23 protein-coding genes are annotated in these 25,509 nt (G+C 71.2%); 5 read left to right on the top strand and 18 right to left on the bottom strand.

The window, feature by feature from the left end; genetic code table 11:
* Nucleotides 1-42: 42 nt before the first annotated feature.
* Together ACWC09_RS41635 and ACWC09_RS41630 are read left to right on the top strand one after the other, a co-directional pair.
* Nucleotides 43-597 carry a YceI family protein gene (locus tag ACWC09_RS41635; RefSeq protein ID WP_450856253.1) on the top strand — a complete coding sequence of 185 codons (555 nt, stop codon included), beginning with the start codon at nucleotides 43-45 and terminating at the stop codon, nucleotides 595-597.
* An 86-nt stretch (nucleotides 598-683) separates the two neighbouring features.
* Entirely contained in the window at nucleotides 684-1,322 is a 639-nt protein-coding gene (locus tag ACWC09_RS41630; protein ID WP_450856252.1) for a hypothetical protein, read from the top strand.
* Here ACWC09_RS41630 and ACWC09_RS41625 read toward each other — a convergent pair.
* The 5 genes from ACWC09_RS41625 to ACWC09_RS41605 all read right to left on the bottom strand — a co-directional run bounded on the left by ACWC09_RS41625 (nucleotide 1,279) and on the right by ACWC09_RS41605 (nucleotide 5,988).
* Nucleotides 1,279-1,875, bottom strand: a complete 597-nt coding sequence (locus ACWC09_RS41625; RefSeq protein ID WP_450856251.1) for a YdeI/OmpD-associated family protein — start codon at nucleotides 1,873-1,875, stop codon at nucleotides 1,279-1,281. The two genes, ACWC09_RS41630 and ACWC09_RS41625, sit on opposite strands and share 44 nt — an antisense overlap.
* A 37-nt stretch (nucleotides 1,876-1,912) precedes the next feature.
* A complete protein-coding gene (locus ACWC09_RS41620; protein ID WP_450856250.1) occupies nucleotides 1,913-2,605 on the bottom strand; it encodes a DUF899 family protein in 693 nt (230 codons plus the stop codon).
* Nucleotides 2,606-2,720: 115 nt separating this feature from the next.
* A complete protein-coding gene (locus ACWC09_RS41615; protein ID WP_450856249.1) occupies nucleotides 2,721-3,506 on the bottom strand; it encodes an ABC transporter permease in 786 nt (261 codons plus the stop codon).
* Nucleotides 3,503-5,047, bottom strand: coding sequence for a hypothetical protein (locus tag ACWC09_RS41610; protein WP_450856248.1), 1,545 nt, complete (start codon nucleotides 5,045-5,047; stop codon nucleotides 3,503-3,505). Before ACWC09_RS41610 ends, ACWC09_RS41615 begins: the two co-directional genes overlap by 4 nt.
* Entirely contained in the window at nucleotides 5,044-5,988 is a 945-nt protein-coding gene (locus tag ACWC09_RS41605; RefSeq protein WP_450856247.1) for an ABC transporter ATP-binding protein, read from the bottom strand. Before ACWC09_RS41605 ends, ACWC09_RS41610 begins: the two co-directional genes overlap by 4 nt.
* A 157-nt stretch (nucleotides 5,989-6,145) precedes the next feature.
* Between ACWC09_RS41605 and ACWC09_RS41600 the strand changes: the two genes are divergently transcribed.
* Nucleotides 6,146-7,288, top strand: a complete 1,143-nt coding sequence (locus ACWC09_RS41600) for a sensor histidine kinase (protein WP_450856260.1) — start codon at nucleotides 6,146-6,148, stop codon at nucleotides 7,286-7,288.
* Nucleotides 7,285-7,950, top strand: a complete 666-nt coding sequence (locus tag ACWC09_RS41595) for a response regulator (RefSeq protein WP_450856246.1) — start codon at nucleotides 7,285-7,287, stop codon at nucleotides 7,948-7,950. The genes ACWC09_RS41600 and ACWC09_RS41595 overlap by 4 nt, the downstream gene beginning before the upstream one ends.
* Before the next feature lie 107 nt (nucleotides 7,951-8,057).
* Here ACWC09_RS41595 and ACWC09_RS41590 read toward each other — a convergent pair whose 3' ends face one another.
* The 4 genes from ACWC09_RS41590 to ACWC09_RS41575 form a co-directional block, all read right to left on the bottom strand.
* Nucleotides 8,058-8,447: a hypothetical protein gene (locus tag ACWC09_RS41590; protein WP_450856245.1), complete on the bottom strand. Its 390-nt coding sequence runs from the start codon at nucleotides 8,445-8,447 to the stop codon at nucleotides 8,058-8,060.
* Nucleotides 8,448-8,563: 116 nt separating this feature from the next.
* Nucleotides 8,564-9,931 (bottom strand): hypothetical protein, encoded by a 1,368-nt coding sequence (locus ACWC09_RS41585; RefSeq protein WP_450856244.1) that lies wholly within the window; start codon nucleotides 9,929-9,931, stop codon nucleotides 8,564-8,566.
* 46 nt (nucleotides 9,932-9,977) lie between these two features.
* Nucleotides 9,978-12,986 (bottom strand): glycoside hydrolase family 3 protein, encoded by a 3,009-nt coding sequence (locus ACWC09_RS41580; protein ID WP_450856243.1) that lies wholly within the window; start codon nucleotides 12,984-12,986, stop codon nucleotides 9,978-9,980.
* 114 nt (nucleotides 12,987-13,100) lie between these two features.
* Entirely contained in the window at nucleotides 13,101-13,478 is a 378-nt protein-coding gene (locus ACWC09_RS41575) for a VOC family protein (protein WP_450856242.1), read from the bottom strand.
* Between the two features lie 129 nt (nucleotides 13,479-13,607).
* Here ACWC09_RS41575 and ACWC09_RS41570 point away from each other — a divergent pair, with 129 nt between their 5' ends.
* Nucleotides 13,608-14,096: a hypothetical protein gene (locus tag ACWC09_RS41570; RefSeq protein WP_450856241.1), complete on the top strand. Its 489-nt coding sequence runs from the start codon at nucleotides 13,608-13,610 to the stop codon at nucleotides 14,094-14,096.
* 11 nt (nucleotides 14,097-14,107) lie between these two features.
* On the opposite strand, the gene cimA is transcribed toward ACWC09_RS41570, so the two are convergent.
* From cimA to ACWC09_RS41525, 9 genes are all read right to left on the bottom strand, one after another.
* Nucleotides 14,108-15,712: a citramalate synthase gene (gene cimA / locus ACWC09_RS41565; protein WP_450856240.1), complete on the bottom strand. Its 1,605-nt coding sequence runs from the start codon at nucleotides 15,710-15,712 to the stop codon at nucleotides 14,108-14,110.
* A 298-nt stretch (nucleotides 15,713-16,010) separates the two neighbouring features.
* Entirely contained in the window at nucleotides 16,011-17,282 is a 1,272-nt protein-coding gene (locus ACWC09_RS41560) for a TolB family protein (protein ID WP_450856239.1), read from the bottom strand.
* Between the two features lie 29 nt (nucleotides 17,283-17,311).
* Nucleotides 17,312-19,384 (bottom strand): TolB family protein, encoded by a 2,073-nt coding sequence (locus ACWC09_RS41555; protein WP_450856238.1) that lies wholly within the window; start codon nucleotides 19,382-19,384, stop codon nucleotides 17,312-17,314.
* 122 nt (nucleotides 19,385-19,506) lie between these two features.
* A complete protein-coding gene (locus ACWC09_RS41550; protein WP_450856237.1) occupies nucleotides 19,507-20,115 on the bottom strand; it encodes a TetR/AcrR family transcriptional regulator in 609 nt (202 codons plus the stop codon).
* Entirely contained in the window at nucleotides 20,112-20,612 is a 501-nt protein-coding gene (locus tag ACWC09_RS41545; RefSeq protein ID WP_450856236.1) for a hypothetical protein, read from the bottom strand. Before ACWC09_RS41545 ends, ACWC09_RS41550 begins: the two co-directional genes overlap by 4 nt.
* A 9-nt stretch (nucleotides 20,613-20,621) precedes the next feature.
* Entirely contained in the window at nucleotides 20,622-21,665 is a 1,044-nt protein-coding gene (locus ACWC09_RS41540; RefSeq protein ID WP_450856235.1) for an agmatine deiminase family protein, read from the bottom strand.
* A gap of 9 nt (nucleotides 21,666-21,674) precedes the next feature.
* The gene (locus ACWC09_RS41535) at nucleotides 21,675-23,384 is read right to left on the bottom strand and encodes an urease subunit alpha (RefSeq protein WP_450856234.1); all 1,710 of its coding nucleotides are present in this window, start codon (nucleotides 23,382-23,384) and stop codon (nucleotides 21,675-21,677) included.
* Nucleotides 23,381-24,079, bottom strand: a complete 699-nt coding sequence (gene ureA / locus ACWC09_RS41530; protein WP_450856233.1) for an urease subunit gamma — start codon at nucleotides 24,077-24,079, stop codon at nucleotides 23,381-23,383. Before ureA ends, ACWC09_RS41535 begins: the two co-directional genes overlap by 4 nt.
* 104 nt (nucleotides 24,080-24,183) lie before the next feature.
* A complete protein-coding gene (locus tag ACWC09_RS41525) occupies nucleotides 24,184-25,503 on the bottom strand; it encodes a KamA family radical SAM protein (protein ID WP_450856232.1) in 1,320 nt (439 codons plus the stop codon).
* Nucleotides 25,504-25,509 lie beyond the last annotated feature (6 nt).

Below are 25,509 nucleotides of genomic sequence, written 5' to 3'. Positions count from 1 at the left end.
AGTTCAACATTCAACATCCCCTCGAATCTGAAGGAGCATGTCATGGCGAACCCCGACCTGACCGCCCTGACCGGTGACTACACGATCGACACCGCCCACTCCACGATCGGTTTCACCGTGCGCCACGCCATGGTGACCAACGTCAAGGGCAAGTTCCTCGACTTCAGCGGCTCGCTGCACCTGGACGGCGCCGACCCGTCGGCGTCGACGGCCTCCATCGACGTCAAGATGGAGAGCATCGACACCGGGTCCCCCGACCGTGACGGTCACCTCAAGAGCGCGGACTTCTTCAAGATCGAGGAGTTCCCGACCATGACCTTCCGCTCCACCAAGGCGGAGTCCCTGGGCGGCGAGGACTACCGGATCACCGGTGACCTGGAGATCCTCGGCACGACCAAGCCGCTCACCATCGACCTCGAGTTCAACGGCGCCGCGAAGGACCCGTTCGGCAACGAGCGCGTCGGTTTCGAGGGCAAGGCGGAGATCCTGCGCTCCGAGTGGGGGCTGACCTGGAACGCGGCCCTGGAGACGGGTGGCGTGCTGGTCTCCGACAAGATCAAGCTGAACTTCGACATCTCGGCGATCAAGACCGCGTGACGTCGTGAGCCCCGAGAGCGCCCGCCCCTGTATCAGAAGGGCGGGCGCTCGGTCATGTCCGTGGGAGTACAGACCCAGGGGGACACATGGCCAAGAAGTCAGGACCACAGCACTACCCGGGAGCCGACCGCACCCACTGGTACCAGAACCGGTACCCCGGCGACGCGATGGAGGTCAACGTCGTCGTCCTGCACACCACCGAGGGGCGCACACTGCCCGACTACCAGGGCGGCCTCATCGCACCGAACCTCACGGCGGTGCCGGACCTCGCCGCCCAGAAGCTCGTCTGGTACCAGCACTTCGACATCGACGTCTCCTCGCGCGCCCTGCGGAACCTTCCGGGCGGCGTCGAGACCAACACGCTCAACGTCTGCCAGACCGAACTGGTCGGCACCTGCGATCCCGACACGCACGCCCGGTGGACGGCGGCGGGCAAGGCGCACGTCTTCTGGCCCGAGGCGCCCGAGTGGGCGCTGGTGGCGGTCGCGCGGTTCCTGGCGTGGATGCACGAGGAGCACGACGTGCCGCTGCGCGGGCCGACCTCGTGGCCGCCGTATCCGAAGTCGTTCGGGAGCGCGGGCGGACAGCGGATGAGCGGGCGGGAGTGGAACGGCTTCAAGGGGGTGTGCGGTCACACGCACGTCCCGGAGAACGACCACGGGGATCCCGGGGCGATCGACTTCAGCGGGTTGATGGAGTTCGCGAAGGCGGCGCTGGGCGGCTGAGCCTCTCCAGGGCGGCGGCCAGTCTGGCCGCTCGTCCTTGGGGCGTACGGGCCGTGAGCAGGGCGAAGATCACCTGGTAGCGGTCCGTACGGCCGAGGGCGTCGAAGGCCGCCCTGGCCCCGGGGTTCCGGTCCAGGGCCCGCGCCAGGTCCTCGGGGACACCGGCCTCGCTCTGGGGCTCGTACGCCGCCGCCCACCGCCCGTCCGCCTGCGCGGCGGCGACTTCCGCGAGGCCGGCGGGGTGCATACGGCCGTCGGCGGTCAGCTCGGCGACGCGGCGCACGTTGACCATCGACCAGAGGCTGCCCGGCCGACGCGGGGTGATCTTCTGGAGGAAGTACGAGGCATCGAGTGCCTTGCGCTGACCGGTGATCCAGCCGTGGCAGAGGGCGATGTCATTGACCTCGGCCCAGTCGACCGAGACCAGACCCGAGTCCTTCTTGGCGACCTTGACCCAGAGGCCGGGGTGGGGCGCGGGACGGCAGGCCAGCCAGGCGTCCAGGTCGGCGGCGGAGGCGAAGGCGCGGGGTTCTTCGGGGGCGAGGTCGGTCATGGCGTCACCGTAGGAGGCAAGTAGGCCGGATTCCGGCCTACTTGGACGGGTACTCGATGCTGGGGTACCAGTCGCCGCGGCCCGCCGGGGTGAGGTCGAGGAGGTGCCACACGGGGGCCAGCAGGTCGATGCCACGCTCGGCGATGTCGCCCGCCATGCGCGGATGCGCGGAGTAGAAGTGGCGGACCGTGCCGTCGCCGTCGCGGGTGAACACCGAGACGGTGGAGTCCTGTTCGCCGTCCTCGTCCTCGCTGCCGGTGTCGTACTTGAACGTGCTGTCAGCGCAGCTGAGCAGCCGCAGCCGGTGCCAGCCGCGGTTGCGGGCGTGCCGGCGCAGGGTGGGCGGGTCGGCGGCCGCCGCGATGACGAAGTCGGCGTTCCTGGTGACGTGGTGGACGACACCGTTGAAGCCGTCGATCCAGAGCGTGCACATCGGGCACGGCTCGGTCTGCTTCTTGCCGTACATGAACTGGTAGACGATCAGGGGCCGTTCGGGACTGCTGAACAGCTCGCTCAGCCGGACCTCGCGGACCGGGGTGTCCCCGGCGTCGAGGTCGGCGGGACCCTCGAGGAAGGTGTAGTCGTCGAGGGCCGGCCCCTCGGGAAGCGCCCGCCGCCGCGCGGTGACCTTCTCCTGCTGCCGCATGAGCTCGATCTCGGCGAGGCGCAGCTCTTCACGGGCGGCGAGATACTCCGCGGATTCCCCTGCCAGACGGGTGTGACGGAACATGGCGTCCTCCTGGGGTGGGGGGTCCCCCGTGGCGGTGGTCCAAGTCTAGGACGCCGAGTGATCATTCGCCCGGTACAGGCGCTCCGGGTGGCCGAGCCCCATGGTGTCGGTCTCGTCACGCGTCCCGCCCCCTGAACAGCGCTCCCCCCACCGCCAGCGACCCCACCGCGTACCCCGCCAGCACCCCCAGCCCCGCCCACGGACCGATCACCAGATGGTCCAGGTTTCTCGTCGCCTGGATCGACAGGCCCGCCGGCATCGGGGCCCAGCGTTCCAGGCGGCGCTGCCAGAGCGTCGAGTGGAAGAGGTCGGCCAGGAGCGGGACGACATAGAGGATTCCCAGGCCGAGGGTGATCGCGCCTGCGGTGTCGCGGAGGAGCGTCGCCAGGGACAGGCCCAGGAGCGTGACCAGGACCAGCACGAGGACCGAGCCGCCCGCCGCGCGGAGGGTCGCGCCGTCCGTCAGGGTCGGGAGGGGGTAGCCCGTCGCCGCCTTGAAGCCGTTCGACGGGAGGATCAGGCGGGCCAGCCCCAGGGAGGCCAGGATCGCCGCCGTCCCCGCCGTACCCGTGAACAGGGACAGCGCTGCCGCTTTCGACGCCATCACCCGCCACCTCACCGGCATCGCCGTCAGTGTCGTACGGATCGTGCCCGTGCCGTACTCCGATCCCATCGACAGTGCGCCCAGGACCAGACACACCGCCTGACTCAGCCATACTCCCGTCAGGCTCAGTTTGACCGTGTCCTCGTGGCAGGCCGCGGGATCCGGGCACACCTCCGCCGTGAGCGAGTCGACCGCCGCGGCGCCCAGCGCCATCGTCAGGAGCACGGCCGCCGCCAGCAGCCACCAAGTGCTCGGCACCGTACGGAGCTTCGTCCACTCCGCGTGCAGGGCCCTCACGCGTCCCTCCTGCGTACGGTCCAGGCCGCCAGCAGCAGGGCCGCCGCCGCGTAGGCCACCAGGACGGCCAGGCCGTTGTAGGGGGACAGGGGGTAACAGCCGCTCTCCGGGAGGCAGTTGTGCTGGACCTGTGGGTAGTACGTCACTCCCTGCTGGATCGCGAACGCCGCCGCCGGAGTCACCCGCAACATCCATTGCGCGACGGGGAGCGGGAGGGCGAAGGACAGGATCTGGGGAAGGACGACCAGGACGACCACCGTCGCGATCGTGCCCGCGCTGTTGCGGAGGACGGCCCCTATGCCCAGGGCGAGGACCGCCACCAGGGACAGCAGCACCGCGCTGCCCACCACCGCCCTCAGTGCCGGGTTCTCCAGGAGGGAGAGGTCGGGGAACTCGGGGGGCCTGAAGCCGTTGGAGCGCAGTTGGCTCTGGGCCAGGGTGAAACCGATGGCCGTGGCCACCAGGCCCGTCACCAAGGTCACGGTCGCGATCACCGTCGCCTTCGCCGCCAGGACCTTCACCCGGGACGGCGTGGCCGTGAACGTCGTACGGATCAGGCCCCGTTTGTATTCGGCGGTCACGAAGAGCGTGCCCAGGGCGACGATGAACAGGAGGCCCACGAAGACTCCCTGGAAGCTCATCTGGACCATGTCGGGGCGGGTCTCGTCGGGGGCGATGTCGCCGTGGCCGGTGAGGGTGTAGACGCCGGTCGCGGACACCGTCGTCGCGCCCGGTGGCGCGTTCTGGGGTGTCGGGCTGTTGGGGTCGGAGGCGCCGAGGTCCGTGCTCGTCCAGCGGGTCTTTGCCGACGTGCCCCGCAGGGTGAGGTGGTCGAAGGTGCCGGTGGCCTGGCCGCCGCCGTTCCTCTCGCTCGTGCCGCCGAAGGAGCGGTGGACGACATCGTGGTCGGGGGTGGCGAGGAAGAGGCCCACCTGGACCGTCTTCGGCAGGCCGGAGAGCCGTACGTCCTTGATCTTCGTCCAGCTCGCGCCGTCGGCCGACTCGTACGCGGTGACGTGGTCGCCCGTCCTCGTCAGCCGGAGCCACTTCGGGGCCTTGGACAGGTCGCTGCCGCCGCCCGCCGTGTCGTGGGTGAAGTTCCACTGCACACGGACGCCGTGGGCGGGGGTCGCCAGCACCGCCGCGTACGGCGAGCCCTGTTTCAGGCTCGACTTGACGATGATGCCGGCCTTCGCCCAGGGCTCCACGCTCTTGCCGTCGGTACCCTTCAGCCCGGTGACCCGTGCCGTGATCGTGCCGTCGCCGGTCAGTGGGCGGTGGGTGAAGTGGAAGGAGTCGTCGACGATCTCGCCGTCGGGACCGTAGGTGATCGGGGGACCGTCCCCGCCGATGGTGGAACCACTCGCGCTGAGCTGGCAGATCACCACCGTGACCACGGCCGCCAGCGCCAGCACCAGCAGCCAGGACCGCACCGTCCAGAACTTCGTCCACTCCGCGCGCAGCAGCCGGACGAAGCCGGCGTGCGCCGGGTGGAGGCCGGAGCGGTACGGGGGGACGGTGCGCGTGGGTGTCGTCGTCATCGGGACGCCACCTCGTCCTCGCCCGTGGCGGCGGAGGTGAACTCGACCGCATCTCTGGTGAGTTCCATGTAAGCCTCCTCCAAGGTCGCGCGATGGGCGCCCACTTCGGCGAAGGGGACTCGGGACGCGGAGAGCAGTTCGACGATCCGTTCGGCGGGCAGGCCGGTCACGGTGAGGGTGTCACGGTCGGTGACCGCTACCGTGCCGCCCTCGCGGGCGAGCAGTTCCATCGCTTCGGTACGGCTGCTCGTGCGCAGTCGTACCCGGTCGCCGGAGGCCGCGGCGAGGAGGTCGGCCACCGCCGTGTCGGCGATCAGACGGCCGCGGCCGATCACCACCAAGTGATCGGCGGTGTCCTCGAGTTCGCTCATCAGGTGGCTGGAGACGAGGATCGCCCGGCCTTCCGCGGCGAGGTGGCGCAGCAGGGTGCGGATCCACTGGATGCCCTCGGGGTCCAGGCCGTTGACCGGTTCGTCGAGGAGAAGGACCGGGGGGTCGCCGAGGAGCGCGGCCGCTATGCCCAGGCGTTGGCGCATGCCGAGGGAGTAGCCGCCGGCCCTTCTGCGGGCGGCCGTCTCCATGCCGACCTGTTCCAGGACCCCGTCCACGCGGCTCATGGGCAGTCCGTGGGAGTGGGCCAGCCAGCGCAGGTGGTCGCGGCCGCGGCGGGCGGGATGCAGGGCGGCGGCGTCCAGGAGCGCGCCGACCTCCAGGAGCGGGGTGCGCAGGGCGTGGTAGGGGCGGCCGCCGATGAGGGCGCGGCCCTCGTCGGGGGCGTCCAGGCCGAGCAGCGCCCGCATGGTGGTGGACTTGCCCGCACCGTTCGGTCCGACGAAGCCGGTGACCGTGCCGGGCTCGACCGTGAAGGAGAGGCCGTCGACCGCGAGGGTCCGGCCGAACCGCTTGCGCAGGCTCAGGACTTCGATGGTTGCGTCGCTCATGGAGAGGGAGGCTAGGGGCGGGGTGGTGCGGTGTCGTCACGCCGGGGAGGTCCCTCGCGCGGGGGACGCCGGGTGGGAGGCGGGTCGGCACAATGACCGGGTGGCTGAGGTGAGATGGGCACCGGGCGGTTCCGCCCCGCCGGACTCCGCCGTGGGGGTGCGCGCCCTCGCGACGGAGCGGAATCTGCGCCGGGTGGTGCCGGGCGCGCTGACCGTTCTCGCCGTCGGCGAGGGACTCGTCCGCAGCGGTGATCCGCGGAGCAGCCTCGCCGTCGTGCTGCTGCTCGCGCTCGCCACGACACTGCCGCTCGCCTTCGTCCTCAAGGCCGGGCGGGGCAGCCGGGTGGGGTCCGCGATGGCCGTGAGTGCCGCCTGTGTGCTCGCGCTCGTGCCGTTCCAGGCGCTCACCGTCGGCGCCGCCGTAGGACAGCTGGTCTGCGTGTATGTGCTGGCGCGGACGGGCTGGCCGCTGCTCGGCGGTCTGCTCGTCGTGCCGTACCTCGTCGTGGCCCTGCTCGGTCACGAGGGCACCACCCGGATCGTCGCCGTGCTGCTCGCCACGTCGGCCTCCGCCGCCGCGGCCACCGGCATCACCCATTACCTCCGCCATACCGCCCTCGCGCACAGCGCGACCGAACAGGCCTTCGCGGACACGCTGCTCGAACATGCCGCGCGGGGTGAACGGGCCCGTATCGCAAGGGAGTTGCACGATGTCGTCGCGCACCACATCTCGATGATCGCCGTACAGGCGGAGAACGCCCGGCTGACCACGGCCGGTCTGCCGCCCGAGGGCGCCACCCGCTTCCTGGCCATCGGGGACACCGCGCGCAGCGCGCTGACGGAGATGCGGCGGCTGCTGGGCGTGCTGCGCGAGGACGCGGACCCCGGTGTGCAGCTGGCGCCCCAGCCGGGGCTCGGCCAGCTGCTGGAGCTGCTGGACGAGGCGCGGGAGGCGGCCGGGTCGAAGACGCGGCTGATCGTCAGCGGATCCATCGCCCCGCTCGACCCTGGCATCGAGGTCACCGCGTACCGGATCGTCCAGGAGGCGCTGACCAACGCGCGCCGGCATGCGCCGGGAGCGGCCGTGGATGTGGAACTGTGGTACGGCGAAGCCGAGTTGGCGCTCCGCATACGAGACAACGGTCCGGGGCCGACCCCCTCCGGTTCCCCCGGTCACGGCCTCCTCGGCATGCGCGAGCGGGCGGCGACCGTCGGCGGCACCCTGCGCACCGGACCCGCCGCCGGCGGCGGCTTCCTGGTCGAGGCCCGCCTCCCGGTCCACGCGGAGGCACTGGCATGAGCACGAGCATCCGGATCGTCGTCGCCGACGACCACGAGGTGGTCCGCGCCGGTTACGCCGGACTCCTCGCCACCCAGGCCGACTTCACGGTCGTGGGCACCGCCCGCGACGGCGCCGAGGCGGTGCGGGTGTGCCGGGAACAGGCCCCCGATGTGGTCCTGATGGACGTGCGGATGCCGGTCATGGACGGCATCCGGGCGACCGCGCGGCTCCAGGAGGCCCCTCGGGCGCCGCGGGTGCTCGTGCTCACCACCTTCGACCTCGACGAGCACGTGTACGACGCGCTGGCCGCCGGGGCCAGCGGGTTCCTGCTCAAGGACGTGACCGCGGAGCGGCTCTTCGAGGCGGTACGGGTGGTCGCCGCCGGCGAGGCTCTTCTGGCGCCCGCGATCACGCGCCGGCTGATCGCCGAGTTCGCGCGCATCCGCCCCAGGGCACCGGCTCGGGGACGGCTCGGGGAGCTCACCCCGCGCGAGACCGATGTGCTCCGGCTGCTCGCGGAGGGGCTGTCCAACCCGGAACTCGCCGAACGGCTGGGGGTGGGCGAGGAGACGGTGAAGACGCACGTCAGCCGGATTCTGTCCAAGCTGGGGCTGCGCGATCGTACCCAGGCGGTGGTGATGGCGTACGAGACGGGGCTGGTCGTGCCGCGGACGAGATGAGGCCGGTCATTCCCCGCAGGCCGGCCGGAGGGCGTGGTCGAGGCTGTCGAACTCGGCGCGCGTGGGCACGATCGGGGCGCGCCGGTCACCGCGCTCGTTACGGACGGTCACATACAGCAGGGGTGTACCGCGCCGCGGGCGGGGGATCTGGCAGCTGCTGACGATTGCGTCGGCGTACAGCGGTGTGTGCCGCCGGGGCGCAGCTCGGGACCCGGCACCGGGCTGACGTACATGATCAGGTCCGCGTAGCCCGTCCGTGCGGCGACCGGAGTGACGGGGGAACTCGCCAAGGCCCGCAGGCCGATACCGAAGAACGGGCTGCCGCGCTCGGGCTGGATGACACCCGTGACATGGACGCTGAGGGCGGCGGACGGGTCGGGTGGTGCGGGCGGCGGACGGTGGGTGACGTAGCCCAGAATCCCGCCGAGTGCGACCGCGCCCGCGGTGACGGCCACCGTGATCCTGGCCGGGCGCGACAGCGCCTGTTCAACCCTCACTTGACCGTAGGTTTGGCCGTGCCACCTACCGGACCGGGCCGACGCGGCGAACGCCGCGGGCGAGGAGCCTACGAGGTGAGGACGACCGCGCAGACCCACGCGGCGGACTGATCAGCTCAGAACCCGCCGCCGAAGTCCCCGCCTCCGCCCCCGAAGTCTCCTCCCCCGCCGTCGCCGAAGCCGCCGCCGAAGTCGCCGGGGTCGAAGTCCGCGCCGGACGAGTCGCCGCCGTCGTAGCCTCCGGTTGCGCCGAAGTCCCCGTATCCGGAGCCGTAGTCGGCCGCGTACGACGGGGTCGCCATCATGCTGCCGAGGAGGGTGCCGACGAGGAGGCCGGGGAGCAGGCCGCCGCCGAAGTAGCCGCCCGCCCAGGGGCCGTAGGCCGGGCCCGCGTCCCAGTAGGGGCGGCGGCCGTGGTCGGTGTCGACCTCGCGGATGACGGGGTCGCGGCCGTCGGCGAGACGGGTCGCGTCGGCGGCGCAGACCGGGACCTCGCGCGGGGCGCCGCCCGGAGGCGTCCAGGTGGCGTCCGTGACGGACGGACCGTGCCGCGGGTCGAAGAAGCAGGGCGGACGGCGCTCGGGCAGCGTGCGGCCCTCGCGGCGGGCGGCGAGCAGGGCCAGGGAGAAGCGGCCGTCCTCCAGGGCCTGGGTGACGGCCCGCACATCCTCAGGCTTCCCGGCGTTCGCCATGGACGACTTCGCCTGTTCGTAGGCGTCCAGCGCACGCTCGTAGTCCGCGCGCATGGCGTCGTCGGCGCCCGCCTCCGCCGGGTGGAAGTCGAGGCGGTCCAGTTCCTCGCCGAAGGCCGTGATGTCCTCGTCGACCACGACCCGCAGCCGCTCCAGGGAGGCCCGCTGCTCCTCGGCCCGGCGGCGACGGTTGCGTCGTACGAGCGCGTACGCGCCCCCGCCCCCGGCCACCACCACCGCGCCCACGGCGATCAGCGCGGTGGCCGACACCCCGCCGCTGCCGGACGAGGACCCCCAGCTCGACGGCGCCGAGCCGCCGATGTTGGTGAGGGCGCGGTCGGTGAAGTCGGTCAGCTGGGTCGCCGCGTCCTTGTCGCCCTGGACGCTGGAGACGAGGTTCTGCACGGCCGTGCGCCGCATGACCGAGGAGTCGGCGCGCGCGTCGAAGCGGTCGCCGAGGCGGATGGCGTAGAGGCCGGTGATGCCGGTGGCGGTGCGCAGGTCGGAGAAGAGGTTCGCGGTCGGGTAGCCGGCGGGCAGGACCGCGACGAAGACGGGCTTGTCGGCGTCCTTGATCTTCTTTGCGAGGGCGTCGGCGTCGGACCGCGACAGCTGGGCCGAGGCGGCCGGGTCGACGTAGACGGGGCTCTCGCGGAGCGCCCGCGCGATCGCGGAGACGCTGGTGGCGGCGGAGGCCGGTGGGGCGCCTGCCAGGAGGACGGTCAGGGCGGCGAGCGCCGCCAGGGCCAGCAGCAGCCCCGGGAGGCTTCGGGTCCATTCGCCGGGCTTCATGGTTCGAAGCTACCCGAAGCCTCCCAAAAGTGGTCATCGAGGCAGGTCAGTCAGCCGTCCAGGCGATGATCAACTGCTGGACGGCCGCCCCGTACCGCCCGGTGAGCGCGAGGTGGTCCGCGTCGGCGAAGGGTTTCGCGACGGCCGCGGTGATGCCGACGCCCACCTTCCGCTGGACGATCAGCCGGGCCTTGGCCACGAGCGCGCGGCCGGTCGTGTCCGCCCCGGCCTTCTCGGCGGCCGCGGCGGCCACCGCGAGCGCCTTCAGGGTGGCCGCGCCGCCCTCCGGGACCTTGGTCAGGGTGGTCAGGCCCCACCCGTACGGGAACTGCGGATCGTACGAGGCGTCGCCCACGTTGATCGGCAGCTGAGCCTCCGACCTGGGCCAGGTGACGGGCAGTCGGCCGGTGAAGGGCCGCTTGCCGTAGAGCACGTCGGCCACGCCGTCGCCCTCCGTGCCCGGCAGCCAGGACGCCACCAGCGCGTCGATCCCGCCGAGCCGGTCGCCGATCAGCTGGGGGCGCCCGGAGACGATCAGCACCGCGCACTTCATGGCCGCGCAGACCTTGTCGACGGCTGCCTCGTCGGCGGCGGACAGCTGGAGGTCGTGGCCGTTGCCGACGTCGCCGACGCCCTCGGCGTACGGGGTCTCGCCGACGACGACCACGCCGACGTCGTAGCCGGTGGTGGGTGCGGTGGCGTCCTTGGAGTAGGTGACGTCGCCGTCCTTGCGCATCGCGTCGAGGATGGTCGTGCCCTGGGTGTGGGTGCCGGAGGCGCCCTGCCAGGTGACGGTCCAGCCGCCGGTCTGGTTGCCGAGGTCGTCGGCGTCGGAACCGGCGACGTACACCTTCTGGTTCTTCTTCAGCGGGAGCACTCCCCCGCTGTTCTTCAGCAGCACCTGCGACTCGGCGGCCGCCTGCCGGGCGACGGCCCGGTGCGCGGCGGAGCCGATCTTCGGGGCGTTGCTCGTGTCGGCGTACGGCTTCTCGAAGAGGCCGAGCCTGAACTTCTCGGTGAGGATGCGCGCCACGGCGTCGTCGATCCGCTTCTCGCCGATCCGCCCGGCCTTCACCTGGTCGACGAGCGTCGCGCTGAAGTCCTTGTAGGAGTACGGCACCATCATCATGTCGACGCCCGCGTCGACCGCCGTGGTGACATGCGTGGCATAGTCGCCGGGGAGCTGATCGATGGCGTCCCAGTCGCTGATCACGAACCCGTCGAAGCCCATACGGCCCTTGAGGACGCCGTTGATCATGTCGCCGCGGGCGTGCATCTTCACCGGGCCCTGTCCGTCGCCGAGGATGTCGAGCGAGGAGTAGGACGGCATGACCGTGCCGATGCCCCGGTCGACGGCGGTCCGGTACGGCGCCAGGTGGACGGCCTCCAGCTGCTGCCGGGTGACCTTGGTGACGCCCTGGTCGATGGTGTACGTGCCGGTGGTGGAGGAGCCGTACTCGGTGCCGCCGTCGCCGACGAAGTGCTTGGCGGTGGCGAGGACCCTGTCGTCGTCCTTCAACTCCCGTCCGTCCGCAGGGCCTTGGAGGCCCTGGATGATCGTCTCCATCGACTCGACGAGAGCCGGGTCCTCGCCGAAGGACTCGTAGGCGCGGCCCCAGCGTTCGTCGCGGGAGACACAGAGGCAGGGGGCGAAGTCCCAGGGGATGCCGGTGGCCCGGACCTCCGAGGCCGTCACCGCGCCTGCCTTCTCGGCGAGTTGGGGATCACGGGTGGCTCCGATGCCGATGTTGTGCGGCATGATCGTGGCGCCGACCAGGTTGTTGTGGCCGTGGACGGCGTCGACGCCGTAGATCAGCGGGATCTGGAAGCGGGTTGCCTGCGCGCGGAGTTGGAAGCCGTCGATCATCCTGGCCCAGGCCGCGGGGGTGTTGGGGGTCGGGGTGGAGCCGCCGCCGGAGAGCAGCGAGCCGAGGGCGTACGTGGCGATGTCGCCCCCTTCCCCGACGGCTCCCCGCTCGGCCTGGGTCATCTGGCCGGCCTTCTCCTCCAGGGACATGCGGGACAGGAGATCGGTGACGCGCTTCTTCACGGGCAACTTCGCGTCCAGGTACGGCAGTCCGTGTGCGTCGATGACGATCTGCGGCTTCTCGGTGGGTGGCTTGGCGCCGGTGACGGTCAGTTCGAGGGGGATGGTCTCGGCGGGTTCGGCGGACTTGTCCTTCAGGGTCGGCACCCGGACGGTCTGTGTGGCACCGGAGGCCGTGCCGGCCGGGAAGGTGAGTGTGCCGGTGACCGGTGTGTAGTCCTTGCCGGGGTCCGCGGTGCCGCCGGCGGTCTTGTAGGCGACGGTCACCGGGTCGTCGAGGGGCGCGGAGCCGGTGGTGGCGACGGTGACCTCGACGGTGGCAGTGCCGCCTTCCCTGACCGGGTGGACGGCGGCGTCGGTGGTGACGGAAGCCCGGAGCGACTGGTCGGCCTTGCCGTACAACTCGACGTCGTCCATGGCGAACCGGCCCTTGACGCCCACGGGGAGCGTGACGGCGTACCCCCACATCTGCGTCAGCCCGAGGACGTGGTCGATCCCGCCGACGGGCTGGTAGTCCGTGCGGTACCGGAAGTCGGTGAAGGGGATCTCGATCTGCTTCCAGCCGGTGAAGTCGTCGGTGAAGGAGGTCGTCCAGAGTTCGGAGGCCTCGCCGTTCGCGCCGCCGTCCTTGATCTCCAAGGCGATCTTCTTGCCGTTTTCCTCGCCGTCCCACCAGAAGCGGATGCCCTTGTGGGCGGACCAGTCGTGGGGCGTCCGGTCGGCGGCGTAGTCGTGGGTGAAGCCGCCGTAGCCACTGATGTCGTAGGTGCCGGTGAGGACGTTCTCCCCCTCGGGCGCGTCGGAGCGGGCGCTCAGCTGGAGTTGTGGCGGGTCGTCGCTGTCGCTGCCCCAGGTGAAGATGCCCTCGGCCGGCTGGCTCGCGAAAGGCACCTCACCTTCGAAGCGGTCGACGGGTACGGGCGGTGGGTCGTCGGCCGCCCGCGCGGACGCCAGTGGGATCAAGGCGGTGAGGAGTGTGGCGGAGGCGAGCAGGGCGCTTCTTCGCATGGAGCTTCCCCTTGGCTCTCGTAGTCCACTCATGACTTACTTCACGCCGTGAGTGAACTGGGAGCCCACAGAGCCGTCAAGGCACCCGGCAACGCCGAACTCGCGCCGGACGACTCAGAGGGGGTTGAGGCGGGCCTTGAGCAGGCAGAACTCATTGCCCTCGGGGTCCATCAGGACATGCCACTGCTCCTCCCCGGTCTGACCGATGTCGGCCGGGCGCGCACCGAGCTTCATGAGGCGTTCGAGCTCGGCGTCCTGGTCGCGGTCGGTGGGGTTGACGTCGATGTGCAGCCGGGACTTGCCCGGCTCCGGCTCGTCCCTGCGGCTGAAGAAGATCGTGGGCTGCGGACCGCCGAACCCTTCCGGCGTCCCGATCTCCACGCAACCCTCCTCGCGGTCGACCACGACGTAACCCAGGACCTCGCACCAGAACCGCGCCAGCAGCTCGGGGTCGCGGCAACCGAGGACGAGTTCACCGATCCGACATGCCATGCGAAACCTGCTCTCAGCCTGGGAAAACAACCCCGAGACCGTACCCGACGAGGCGCGCACGGGTGAAGTGATTCCGCAACGGTGCGCAATCGTGGCCGTACGGCGTTCCGCCGCTGGCATGTTCGACGCATGAGACGTGCGGGGGCGGCGTTGGCCGGGGTCGTGGGTGGGGTGCTGTTGCTGAGCGGGTGCGGGGCCGTCGATCTGCCGCTCGCCGGGGTGCGGGTCGGGGCGGGCGGGGCGCCGTACGCGCTGATCCGGCCGTGCGGGGACGACGAGTACATGAAGCCGTGGCTGGACGGTTGGGCCGGGGCCGCGGAGGACGGGCCGACCGCCACGGGGTGGGAGGTCAAGAAGGAGAACCTGCACGGCGACGCCGACTTCCCGCTGTTCTCCCCGCCGGCCGACTGGAAGGCCCGGCACCGGGGTGTTCAGCGCCTGCTGCCGAAGCACGAGTATTCGCTGACCTTCGCCCACTACATCGTCGGCGACTCCTACAACGGGATCGCCGACTTCTCCACCGAGGACATCAAGAAACTCAAGCCCGGCCAGGTCTGGGCCGACGGCCGGGTCATGAGCCGCGGCGAGTTCGAGAAGCTCGCCGCGGACTCCTGCTGAAGCGGGCGGAGTTACTCCGCGGGCTCCACCCCGGCGCGCAGCAACCCGTACGTGTAGGCGTCCTCCAGGGCCTGCCAGGACGCGGCGATGACGTTCTCCGCCACGCCGACCGTGGACCACTCGCCGGTTCCGTCGGACGTGGAGATCAGGACGCGAGTGGTGGACTCGGTGCCGTGGACGCCTTCCAGGATGCGGACCTTGTAGTCGACGAGGTCGAGCTTGGCCAGCTGGGGGTAGATCTTCTCCAGGGCCACGCGCAGGGCGCGGTCCAGGGCGTTGACCGGGCCGTTGCCCTCGGCGGTGGCGACGATGCGCTCGCCCTTGGCGTACAGCTTGACCGTGGCCTCGTTGGCGTGGGAGCCGTCGGGGCGGTCCTCAACGATGGCCCGCCAGGACTCGACCTCGAAGTACTTCAGCGGCTTGCCCTCGACCTCGCCGCGCAGCAGCAGTTCGAAGGAGGCGTCGGCGGCCTCGTACGTGTAGCCCTTGAGCTCGCGTTCCTTGACCCGCTCGACGACCCGGCCGACCACCTCGCGGTCGCCGCCGAGGTCGATGCCGAGCTCCTTGCCCTTGAGTTCGACCGAGGCGCGGCCGGCCATGTCGGAGACCAGCATCCGCATGGTGTTGCCGACCGTCTCGGGGTCGATGTGCTGGTACAGGTCCGGGTCGACCTTGATCGCGGAGGCGTGCAGACCGGCCTTGTGGGCGAAGGCGGAGACGCCGACGTAGGGCTGGTGGGTGGAGGGGGTGAGGTTGACGACCTCGGCGATGGCGTGGGAGATCCTCGTCATCTCGCGGAGCTTGCCCTCGGGGAGGACCTTCTTGCCGTACTTGAGCTCCAGGGCGGCGACGACCGGGAAGAGGTTGGCGTTGCCGACGCGCTCGCCGTAGCCGTTCGCCGTGCACTGGACGTGGGTCGCGCCCGCGTCGACGGCGGCGAGCGTGTTGGCGACCGCGCAGCCGGTGTCGTCCTGGGTGTGGATGCCGAGCCGGGCGCCGGTGTCGGCGAGGACGGTGGAGACCACGGCCTGGATCTGCGCGGGGAGCATGCCGCCGTTGGTGTCGCAGAGGATGACCACCGAGGCGCCGGCCTCGGAGGCGGCCCGTACGACGGCCTTCGCGTACTCGGGGTTGGCGCGGTAGCCGTCGAAGAAGTGCTCGCAGTCGACGAAGACACGACGGCCCTGCTCGCGCAGGAAGGAGACGGTGTCGCGGACCATCTCCAGGTTCTCGTCGAGGGTGGTGCGCAGGGCGAGTTCGACATGCCGGTCGTGGGACTTGGCGACGAGGGTGATCACCTCGGCGCCCGAGTCCAGGAGCGCCTTGACCTGCGGGTCCTCGCTCGCCTTCGCGCCGGCGCGGCGGGTGGCGCCGAAGGCGACGAGTTGGGCGTGCTTGAAGTCGATCTCCTGCCGGGCGCGGGCGAAGAACTCGGTGTCCCGCGGGTTGGCGCCGGGCCAGCCGCCCTCGATGAAGCCCACGCCGAAGTCGTCCAGGTGCCGTGCGATCGCGAGCTTGTCGGCGACGGTGAGGTTGATGCCCTCACGCTGCGCGCCGTCGCGCAGGGTGGTGTCGAAGACGTGGAACGCATCGTCGAGCTCGCTGGTTTCGGTCATGGTGTCAAGGCTCCTGTGTTGGATCTCGGTCGTACCGGAATGACCGGCTCCACCGTCCTCCAATGATCCCTCGCGCTTTACCTCCGGCTGAAGGTGGGCCAGAAAAGCGAAAAACCTCTCGCGGGTGCGAGAGGTCTGCGCGCGGGTCGAGGACGACGGTGTCCGCCCGTACCTGGTCGTACGTGGCGGTCACTGCGGACCGGCGCGCCTGCTGCCAATAATCGTGGCGAACGAGAGCACGGGGGCAGTCTCGCACAGCCCCCGTGCTTCGCTCACGGTCGTCTCAGAATGCGGTCGATCACTTAAGACGGCGCAGGAAGCCGTCGCCCACGCCGTTGGTGTCGCCGGGGACGAGCTCGGACGACGTCGAGTAGAAGGAGAGCAGGCGCCCGTCGCGAGCGAAGGTGGTGGGCGCCGCGTAGCCCGTGGCCTGCGGTCCGCCCGCGAGGGTGCGGGTGACGAGCTGGTTCCGGCCGGTCCTGAGGTCCCGCACGTAGACGTTCTCGACGGTCGTCTCGTCGCCCGAAGGGGTCTCGGTCCGGTAGGCCAGCCGGCGTCCGTCGGGACTCAGGACACCGGCGCCCAGCCCGCCCTTGCCGTGGTGGGTCATCCACCGGGTCTTCCCGGTACGGCTGTCGTACAGGTACAGCTCCCAGGTGTACGTCGGCGCCCCGGGGACCGTGGCCTCGTCGAAGGAGGAGTACACGACGAGACGGCCGTCCGCGGAGAGCTTCCCGCCCGCCGGCGACCCGTTGGTGGGCCGGCCGTCCGAGCCGGCGTTCACCAGTTTCTGCTCTCCGGTGCGCAGGTCGGCGAGCCACAGCTCACCGCGTCCGCCGCGCGGGTGCCGCTGCGCGTAAAGCAGATGGCTGCCGTCGGCGCTCAGGGTGAGGCTGGAGACGTACCAGTCCGACGGGATGCGGTCGCTGATCCTCCTGACGGTGCCGGTGCGGCGGTCGAGGACGTACGCGAGGGTCTGGTAGCCCGCGTCACCCTCCATCCGGTGCGACGAGGCGTCGAAGGCGACGTACCGGCCGTCGGCGGAGATGTCGAGGTTGTCGAACACCCAGGCGGAGCCGCCGTCGGGGGCGATGCTGACGCGTTCCGTGCGGCCGGTGCGGCGGTCGTGCACATAGATGTCGCTGGGGTGCTCGGGCCGTTCGGGCCACTCGACGAGGTTGGTCGCCGAGGACATGAAGAAGACGTACCGACCGTCGGCGCTCATCCGCGCGTAGGCGCTGTCTCCGTCCGCCTGCGTTCCGTCGGACGCCAGGTCGACCCGCTCGACGGTTCCCCGGCGCAAGTCCCTGACGAACACGTCGCTCCGACCGTTGGTGTCGCCCGGCACCACATGGGAGTCGTCCGAGACGAACACGGCGTAGCGCCCGTCGGCGCTGAGCTCCCCGCCGCCCGTCGCGCCCTCGAGCTGCTCCCCGGTCGACGACAGGGTGATCCGCTCGGTCCCCGGCCTCGGCGCCGACGCGGCCGTCGCGGGCAGGGTGGCGATGCCGCCGAGGGCGACGGCGAGGGCGGCGGCCGTCAGGGCGGCGCGCTGCTTGTTCCTGTGCATGGTTGTTCCCCCGTGGTGGTCGCTGCTTGTCACTGCACTGTTCGCAGGAAGACGTCCGACACCCCGTTGGTGTCCCCCGCCACCAGATCGGGTGACGCCGACTCGAAGGCGACGACCGTGCCGTCGGCGTTGACGGACGGGTGCCCGGCCGGGAGGTCACTCCGGCCGCCCCAGCGGTCGACGCTGATCAACTGCCTTTTTCCGGTGGCGAGTTCGGTCAGGTACACGGCGCCTCGCAGCGTGTACGCGATCCGCGTGCCGTTCCCGGAGAGCGAGGGCTGGGTGCCCTTGATCCGGTTCGTGGTCCCGGAGTCGAGGTCCCGGACGTGGACCTCACGGCCCCGCTGGAAGGCGACCTTGCGTCCGTCCTCGCTGATCGAGGGGGCCGAGGCACGATCGCCGGCCTTCTCCAGGGTGCCGGTGTCCAGGTCGCGGACGTAGACGGCACCACCCTGCTCGAAGGCGATGTACCGGCCGTCGTAGTCAATCGACGGGTTGCCCGCCGGTTCACCCGTGGGCGCGCTGACCAGGTCGGTCGTACCGCCGTTGAACCGGAAGCGGTAGACGCGGGGCTGGGGCCGCGGATCCGTGTCGGTGGCGGGGAGCGTGGCGGCGTAGGTGATCCACTGGCAGCTGGGGTCCACCCTGGGCTGTCCCATCCAGGTGAAGCGGACGCCCTGGTAGGTGCCCAGTCCGGTCAGTTTGCCGACCGAGCGGTTGCGGATGTAGACGCCCGGGCCTCCGTCCGGTGCGTAAGGGGCCACGTAGCCGACCATGCGGCCGCTGGAGCAGGGCGTGCCCTCGTGGGCGGGGCCCTGTGCGCTGTCGTTGACCTGGGAGACACCTGCGGGTACGTCCACGAACACGTCGTCCTGCGACGTGAAGGAGACGACCTTGTTCTCTCCCATCACCGGGTCGTACGACGCCCCGGTCCGCTGTTGTCCGCCCCGGGTCAGGCTGACCCGCTCGGTGACCGACGGCATCGGGGCCGGGTGCGCCCCAAGCGCGCCCGAGAAGACGAACACGTCCGCCGCTCCGTTGGTGTCACCCGGCACCAGGTGCGACGCCCCCGAACCGAACGCCACCGCACGCCCCTTGGCGGCCAGCGCGTCCGGCATGAGCTGGGCGTCCGCCGGCAGGGCGGCCCCGCGCAGCCCGGTCCGCAGGTCGCGCACCCGGATGCCGTCCTCGCCCGCGACGACGGCGTACCGGCCGTCCGCCGTGGCCGAGAAGACGTTCCCCTGGACCACGCGCCGCGCCTCGTGCGTCCGCAGGTCATAGGCGTACAGCCAGCCCTCGGCTTCGAAGAGGACACGGCGGCCGTCCGCGGTGATGCGGACGAGGGTGCCCTGGCCGAGGCCCGCGTCGACCTGGATGCGCTCGCCCGTCGCGAGGTCCTTGACGAAGACGTCGTTCGGGTCGTCCTCGGTCCCCGCGACCTGGTAGGCGACCCGCTCGCCGTCACCGCTCACCGAGGCCCCGCGCTTTGAACCCTCCTCGGGCGGCGAGACCAGGTGGTCGGTGGCCGTGGCCATGGAGCGGACGTACAACAGCCGCGTGTTCTCCGGGCCGTTGCGGTTGCCGATGGTGTAGGCGACGTGTGTGCCGTCCGGGCTGATGGACTCGACAGCGCCCAACTCGTCGAAGCCGGGCGGGTTCTCGGGCCACAGCCGCTGTGCCCGGCCCGTGTCCCGGTCGTACACGTACGGGGCCGTGAACCGGGTGCCGGCCGAGAACCCGACGTACCGCCCGTCCGCACTCAGCGTCGGCGAGCCGTACGTGTAGCCGGGGCCCAGGTCGATCGCGGTCAGCTCGCCGGTGACGACGTCCTTCACGCGCAGGCACGGGAAGAACTGCGCGCAGCCGAGGCTCGGCGCGGTGGAGGTGAACGCCACGGCCCGGCCGTCGGCACTGATCGCGGCCCCGGACGACGGCCCGTCGGCCTGCGTGCCGTCGGAGGCCGTGCTCGCCCGCTCGGTGCCGGACCGTTCGACCCGCGGTGCGTGGGGCGCGGCGGCCGCACTCGGCACGACGGTTCCGCTGAGCGCGAGCAGCAGCGCGGCCCCTAAGACGCCTCTGGACACATGTACGACGCTGGACATGTTCCCCCCTGTGGTCCCCGATGGCGCTTCGCCCCCGGCCCCGCGCCGAGGCTCCCTTCGAGGCAAACGCACCATCGACCACAGGGTCAATCGGCCTTATTGCGTACAACCCGGGCGTCGGCTCACGCGTCCGCGAGGAGCCCCTCGTCCAGGAACTCCCGCACATGGCCGAGAACATACGCCCGGTCCGAGCCGCGCAGTCCCACCGCCACGTCGATGGAGAAACCGTCCATCAGCGACCGCAGCCGGGTCGCGAACCGGTCGGGGTCGACCCGCCGGAACTCCCCCCGGGACACGCCCTCCGCGATCAGCGCCACCAGGTCCCGGTGCCAGGCGCCCTCGATCGCGGACTGCCGGTCGCGGGCGGCCGATTCGGCGGCAGCGCTCTTCGAGCGGTTCCAGACCTCCAGCCAGAGGGTCCAGTGCGGGTCGCGGGGGCCGTCGGGGACGTACAGGTCGACGTACGCGTCGAGCCGTTCGCGGGCCGTGCCCGTGCGGCCCAGCAGCCGCCCGCGCTCGGCACCGAGCCGCCCCTCGCTCCACTCCAGGGTCTGCAGCAGCAGCTCGTCCTTGGTGCGGAAGTAGTAGAGCAGATGCCCACTGCTCATACCGACCTCCCGGCCGAGCGCCGCCATGGTGAGCTTCTCCAGGCCCCGCTCGGCGATCATTTCCATGGCGGCGGCGAGGAGTTGGTCGCGGGGTGGGGCGGGGGTACGACGGCGGGTGGTCACGCGACCGCCTCCACGCGCACGGCGTCCGGTACCAGCCGTGTCTCGTATCCGCTGCAGCAGTCGGCGGCCACGATGGCGACCTCGGCCCCGCAGCGGCAGACGTGGTTGACCCCGTAATCCCCGGTCGGACCGCAGCAGCCCGTGAGGCGGCGGTGGTCGGGGTGGGGATCGATGCCCAGGACGTCGTCCGGATGCAGGACGTACGTGCCGCGCGGCCCGGCGGAGACCAGGTCGCCCCGCTCGTCGGACATGAACGTGCCGCCGGGCACGACCCCGTCGTACTCCTCATCGGGATACGCCGGCACGAACGGCACGAACGGCGCCCCGAAGGGCCGTGCGTCGACCACGTACGTCCCGCGGGGCACGCTCGGCGGGCCGTGCCGGCTGCCGTCCGGGCCCGGGAGGCCGTCCCAGCCGGGGTACTCGGGCTTCTCGTCCAGTTGCCGGACGGGCTCGGTCAGCCGGCTTCCGCAGGCGGCGCACATCAGCACATTCACCCGTACGTTCTACCTGACCGTCACCCTCGGCTGCTGTTGGGTAATGCAGTGGATGCCGCCCCCGCCCGCGAAGATCGTCCGCGCGTCGACGAGCGTCACCGTCCGCTCGGGGAACAGCCCGCGGAAGATCCCGGCGGCGATCTCGTCGCGCGGGTCGTCGAAGCCGCAGAGCACGACGCCGCCGTTGCAGAGGTAGTGGTTGATGTAGGAGTAATCGGCCCAGTGGCCGTCGGCCTCCAGGGTGGTGGGCGCGGGCACCTCGACGACCTCCAGGGTCCGGCCCCGCGCGTCCGTCTGGGACTTCAGCAAGCCGATGACCTCCTTCGTCACCTCGTGGTCGGGGTGCGCCGGGTCCGGCTGGTGGTGGGCGACCACGACTCCCGGGCGCGCGAAGGCGGCGACGATGTCGACATGGCCCAGGGTGCCGAAGCCGTGCGGAGGGTAGTCGCCGGTGAGGCCGCGTGGCAGCCAGATCGCCTTGCGGGTGCCGAGCTGGGCGTGGATCTCCGCCTCGACCTGGTCGCGGGTCCAGCCGGGATTGCGCTCGGGACCGAGCTGGACCGTCTCGGTCAGCAGCACGGTCCCCTCGCCGTCGACCTGGATCGCGCCGCCCTCGTTCACCAGCTTCGAGGCGTACGTCCTCGCGCCCGCCAGGTCCGAGACATACGCGGCGATCTTCGCGTCGTGCTCCCAGCGGGCCCAGTGCTGGGCACCCCAGCCGTTGAACGTCCAGTCCACGGCGGCGAGCTCACGCCCGTCGGTGAGGAAGGTGGGTCCGATGTCCCGCATCCAGGCGTCGTCGAGGTCGCGTTCGACGGTGTCGATGCCCGGTCCGAGCAGCGCCCGCGCGTCCGCCGACCGTCCGGGCCCGCACACCACCGTCACCGGCTCGAAGCGGCGGACGGCACGGGCGACCGAGGCCCAGGCGGCACGGGAGGCGGCCAGGTCCTCCGGGTCGTCGAAGGTGGGGTTGGGGCCGGGCCAGGCCATCCAGGTGCGCTCGTGCGGAGCCCACTCGGCGGGCATACGGAAGCCGTCGGCGGCAGCGGACATGAGTGATCCTCAGAGGAAGTAAAGGCGATTGAGGGAGACGGACTCGGCCGGTTCGGAGCTCAGGGGTTCGCCGTCGAGCGTGACCAGACCGGTCCTCTCGTCCACCTCCACCGCTCCGGTACGGGAGTTGAGGCGCAGGTCGGCGGGTCCGATGCCGCGGGTGTTCCGTACGGCGACCCTTCTCCTGCGCGTCGGCATGGTGTCGTTGCCCTGGTCGAGGGCGGCGCGCGCGACGAAAGCCACCGAAATATCGGCGGGGGTGGCGCCGTACGCCCCGAACTGCGGGCCGAGGACCAGGGGTTCACAGGTGTCCGTCGCCGCGTTCGGGTCGCCGACCACGCCGTACGCCGGGAAGCCGGCCTTCAGCACCAGCTGCGGCTTGGCGCCGAAGTACTCCGGCCGCCACAGCACGAGGTCGGCGAGCTTGCCGACCTCGATCGAGCCGACCTCGTGCGAAAGGCCGTGTGCGATGGCCGGGTTGATGGTCAGCTTGGCCAGGTAGCGCAGGACGCGCTCGTTGTCGTGCGCGTCCGGGGCGCCGAACTGGGCCTTCATCTTCCCGGCCATCGCGAAGGTACGGCGGACCGTCTCCCCCGCCCTGCCCATGCCCTGCGCGTCGGACGAGGTGATGCCGATCGCGCCCAGGTCGTGCAGCACGTCCTCGGCGCCCATGGTCCCGGCGCGGATGCGGTCGCGGGCCATGGCGGCGTCGCCGGGCAGGTCGGTCTTGAGGTCGTGGACGGAGACGATCATGCCGTAGTGCTCGGCGACGGCGTCCCGGCCGAAGGGCAGGGTGGGGTTGGTGGAGGAGCCGATGACATGCGGAACTCCCGCCATTTTCAACACGTTTGGCACATGCCCGCCGCCACACCCCTCGATGTGGAAGGCGTGAATGGTGCGCCCCTCCAGCACCCGCAGGGTGTCCTCGACCGACAGGCACTCGTTCAACCCGTCGCTGTGCAGGGCGACTTGGACGTCGTGCTCCTCGGCGACGCGCAGCGCCGTGTCCAGCGCACGCGTATGGGCGCCCATGTCCTCGTGCACCTTGAAGCCGGAAGCGCCGCCTTCCGCGAGAGCCTCGATCAGCGGTGCCTCGTGCGACGACGAACCCCGCCCCAGGAAGCCGATGTTGACCGGCCAGGCGTCGAAGGCGTTGAACGCGTGCCGCAGCGCCCACGGCGAGTTGACCCCGACGCCCCACACGGGCCCGAACTCCTGCCCGATGACCGTGGTCACGCCGGAGGCCAGCGAGGCCTCCATGATCCGCGGCGAGAGCAGATGGACATGGGTGTCGACGGCCCCGGCGGTGGCGATGAGCCCCTCACCGGACACGATGGTCGTCCCCGTCCCCGCCACCACGTCGACCCCGTCGAGGGTGTCGGGATTCCCGGCCCGCCCGATGGCCGAGATCCGCCCCTCCCGGATGCCGATCGACGCCTTCCGGATCCCCTGCACGGCGTCGATGACGACGACGTTGCTGATCACGACGTCACAGGTCTCCCGCACGGCGGCGGCCTGGAGGTGCAGCCCGTCACGGGCGGTCTTGCCGAAGCCGGCGAGGAACTCGTCGCCGTGGACCTGCGAGTCGGACTCGACCTCGACGGTCAGCCCGGAGTCGCCGAGGCGGACACGGTCGCCGGCGCGGGGGCCGTGCGTGGCCGCGTACTCGTACGGCGTGAGGCGGCGGGCCTCGGCCGGGTGGCCTCCGGGACGGCTCATCGGGCGGCCTCCTCGTCACGGACCCCCAGGTAGCCGCAGGCGGCGGCGCGGCGCAGCGCCTCCTCGCGGGCACCGGGCGCGTCCAGCGGCCCGTCGACGAGCCCGGCGAACCCGATCGCGACCCGCTCACCACCGATCGGCACGAGCCCGACCTCCAGCGACTCACCGGGACCGAAGCGCACGGACGACCCGGCGGGCACGGCGAGCCGCATCCCGTAGGCCTGATCGCGTACGAAGGAGAGGCGCGGGTTGGCCTCGAAGAAGTGGAAGTGGGAGGTGACGGAGACGGGCACGGTCGCGGTGTTGGTGACCGTGAGCCGTACGGCGGCCTCGGGCTCGGCGTGCTCGGGCCCCGGCAGCAGCGCACCGGGCGCCCGCTCCCCCAGCCCGCCCCCGCCGATCGGGTCACTCACCACCGCGAGCCGTGACCCGTCGTCGAAGACGGCCTCGACATGCACCTCGGTGACGATGTCGGCGACCCCCGGCAGCACGTCCTCCGGCCCGAGGACGGACCGCGCCACCTCGACCGCCTCCGCCAGCCGCTTCCCGTCCCGGGCGGCCTCGCACACGGTGTCCGCGATCAGCGCGGTGGCCTCCGGCACGTTGAGCCGCAGGCCACGGGTCCGGCGGGCACGGGCCAGCTCGGCGGCCCCGAAGAGCAGCAGCCGGTCGCGTTCGGTAGGGGTGAGCCGCATGTCGCTCCCTTCACTTAGAGCGACACTCTAACCAAAAGGCGTAAGGGAACGAAAGGCATGGCTGGCATGGCTCCCCCATGGGAAAGCTCACATGGAGTGTCGTTCTATCCGGTCAGCCCCGGCAGGAACGCGCTCGCCCCGAACGCCGGCTTCAGGTCGGTGAACCAGGTCGCGCCCTCGTCGTAGGCGGCGAAGAAGGGCCGGTCGACGAGTTCCGGATCGCGGGCCTGGATCAGATGCAGCACGAAGACCTTCTCGCCGGCCACCTCGGCGACGCCGTCCACACAGACCTTGCCGGGCATCGCGGACATCACCGGGCCGCGGACCGTACGGGCGAGGCCCGAGACGCGGGCGTAGGCGTCGCGGAAGATCTGGTGGGCGCGGTGCAGGGGGACACCGAAGTAGCCCTGGGGGCCGGTGTCGCGTTCGACGAACTGGTAGTACGGGACCGCACCCAGGGTGGTCGTGGTGTCCCAGAGTTCCGCCCAGGCGTCCGCGCTGTCGTTGATGCCGGCCACCAGCGGGCCCTGGCAGCGGATCACGGCACCGGTGTCGCGGACACGGCGCATCGCCTCCCGTACGACGGGCGGGCGCAGTTCCTGCGGGTGGGTGAAGTGGGCCATCAGGGCGAGATGACGGCCGCTCGCCACGACCTTCTCGAAGAGGCGCAGGAGGTCGTCGGCGTCGCGGTCGGTCGTGAAGCGGTAGGGCCAGAAGGCGAGGGACTTGGTGCCGACGCGGATGGACCGGATCGTGTCGATCTCCAGCAAGGGGGCGACGTACCGCCGTAGCACCTCCGTGCTCATCACCAGCGGGTCGCCGCCCGTGATCAGGGTGCTGGTGACCTCGGGGTGGGCGCGGAGGTAGGCGGAGGTGGTCGCGATGTCGTCGGTGGCGATACGGAGTTCGGCCTCGCCGACGAACTGGGGCCAGCGGAAGCAGTACGTGCAGTAGGCGTGGCAGGTCTGGCCCTGGCGGGGGAAGACCAGCACCGTCTCGGGGTACTTGTGCTGGAGGCCGGTGAGACGGCGCCCCTCGTGCACGGGGACGTTCGCGTCGAGCTGGCCCGAGGGGTGCGGGTTGAGCCGCATACGGATCTCGTGCGCCGCCGACTGGATCTCCCTGCGGGGCGCGTCGCGGGACAGCAGGTCGGCCATCCGGCGGACGTCGGGCGCGGGCAGCATGCCGGACTGCGGGAAGGTGAGGCGGAAGATCGGGTCGTCGTCGGGGACGGCCGACCAGTCGATCAGCTCGTCGATCACGTACGTGTTCGTCCGGAAGGGGAGTACCGCCGCCACCGCGCGCAGAGCGAGCCGTTCGGCCGGTGGCAGAGACGCGCGTTCGAGCAGTCCGTCCAGGTCGCGGGGTGTGAAGGCGCGAAAGCGGGGGCTCCCGGCGGGAGCGGGGTGGTGCGCTGAACTCATCTGTGC

Source organism: Streptomyces sp. NPDC001617 (assembly GCF_053596855.1).
Note: the sequence above shows the minus strand (reverse complement) of the source record. Positions and strands in the feature narration are given on the sequence as shown.

What these genes read in the sequence shown, in the direction of transcription:
- ACWC09_RS41535 (WP_450856234.1), bottom strand. Translation starts at nt 23,384, where the DNA reads ATGAGCCGTCCCGGAGGCCACCCGGCCGAGGCCCGCCGCCTCACGCCG.
- ACWC09_RS41610 (WP_450856248.1), bottom strand. Translation starts at nt 5,047, where the DNA reads ATGACGACGACACCCACGCGCACCGTCCCCCCGTACCGCTCCGGCCTC.
- ACWC09_RS41630 (WP_450856252.1), top strand. Translation starts at nt 684, where the DNA reads ATGGCCAAGAAGTCAGGACCACAGCACTACCCGGGAGCCGACCGCACC.
- ACWC09_RS41620 (WP_450856250.1), bottom strand. Translation starts at nt 2,605, where the DNA reads ATGTTCCGTCACACCCGTCTGGCAGGGGAATCCGCGGAGTATCTCGCC.
- ACWC09_RS41595 (WP_450856246.1), top strand. Translation starts at nt 7,285, where the DNA reads ATGAGCACGAGCATCCGGATCGTCGTCGCCGACGACCACGAGGTGGTC.
- ACWC09_RS41540 (WP_450856235.1), bottom strand. Translation starts at nt 21,665, where the DNA reads ATGTCCGCTGCCGCCGACGGCTTCCGTATGCCCGCCGAGTGGGCTCCG.
- ACWC09_RS41525 (WP_450856232.1), bottom strand. Translation starts at nt 25,503, where the DNA reads ATGAGTTCAGCGCACCACCCCGCTCCCGCCGGGAGCCCCCGCTTTCGC.
- ACWC09_RS41605 (WP_450856247.1), bottom strand. Translation starts at nt 5,988, where the DNA reads ATGAGCGACGCAACCATCGAAGTCCTGAGCCTGCGCAAGCGGTTCGGC.
- ACWC09_RS41625 (WP_450856251.1), bottom strand. Translation starts at nt 1,875, where the DNA reads ATGACCGACCTCGCCCCCGAAGAACCCCGCGCCTTCGCCTCCGCCGCC.
- ACWC09_RS41570 (WP_450856241.1), top strand. Translation starts at nt 13,608, where the DNA reads ATGAGACGTGCGGGGGCGGCGTTGGCCGGGGTCGTGGGTGGGGTGCTG.
- ACWC09_RS41555 (WP_450856238.1), bottom strand. Translation starts at nt 19,384, where the DNA reads ATGTCCAGCGTCGTACATGTGTCCAGAGGCGTCTTAGGGGCCGCGCTG.
- ACWC09_RS41635 (WP_450856253.1), top strand. Translation starts at nt 43, where the DNA reads ATGGCGAACCCCGACCTGACCGCCCTGACCGGTGACTACACGATCGAC.
- ACWC09_RS41580 (WP_450856243.1), bottom strand. Translation starts at nt 12,986, where the DNA reads ATGCGAAGAAGCGCCCTGCTCGCCTCCGCCACACTCCTCACCGCCTTG.
- ACWC09_RS41585 (WP_450856244.1), bottom strand. Translation starts at nt 9,931, where the DNA reads ATGAAGCCCGGCGAATGGACCCGAAGCCTCCCGGGGCTGCTGCTGGCC.
- cimA (WP_450856240.1), bottom strand. Translation starts at nt 15,712, where the DNA reads ATGACCGAAACCAGCGAGCTCGACGATGCGTTCCACGTCTTCGACACC.
- ureA (WP_450856233.1), bottom strand. Translation starts at nt 24,079, where the DNA reads ATGCGGCTCACCCCTACCGAACGCGACCGGCTGCTGCTCTTCGGGGCC.
- ACWC09_RS41575 (WP_450856242.1), bottom strand. Translation starts at nt 13,478, where the DNA reads ATGGCATGTCGGATCGGTGAACTCGTCCTCGGTTGCCGCGACCCCGAG.
- ACWC09_RS41560 (WP_450856239.1), bottom strand. Translation starts at nt 17,282, where the DNA reads ATGCACAGGAACAAGCAGCGCGCCGCCCTGACGGCCGCCGCCCTCGCC.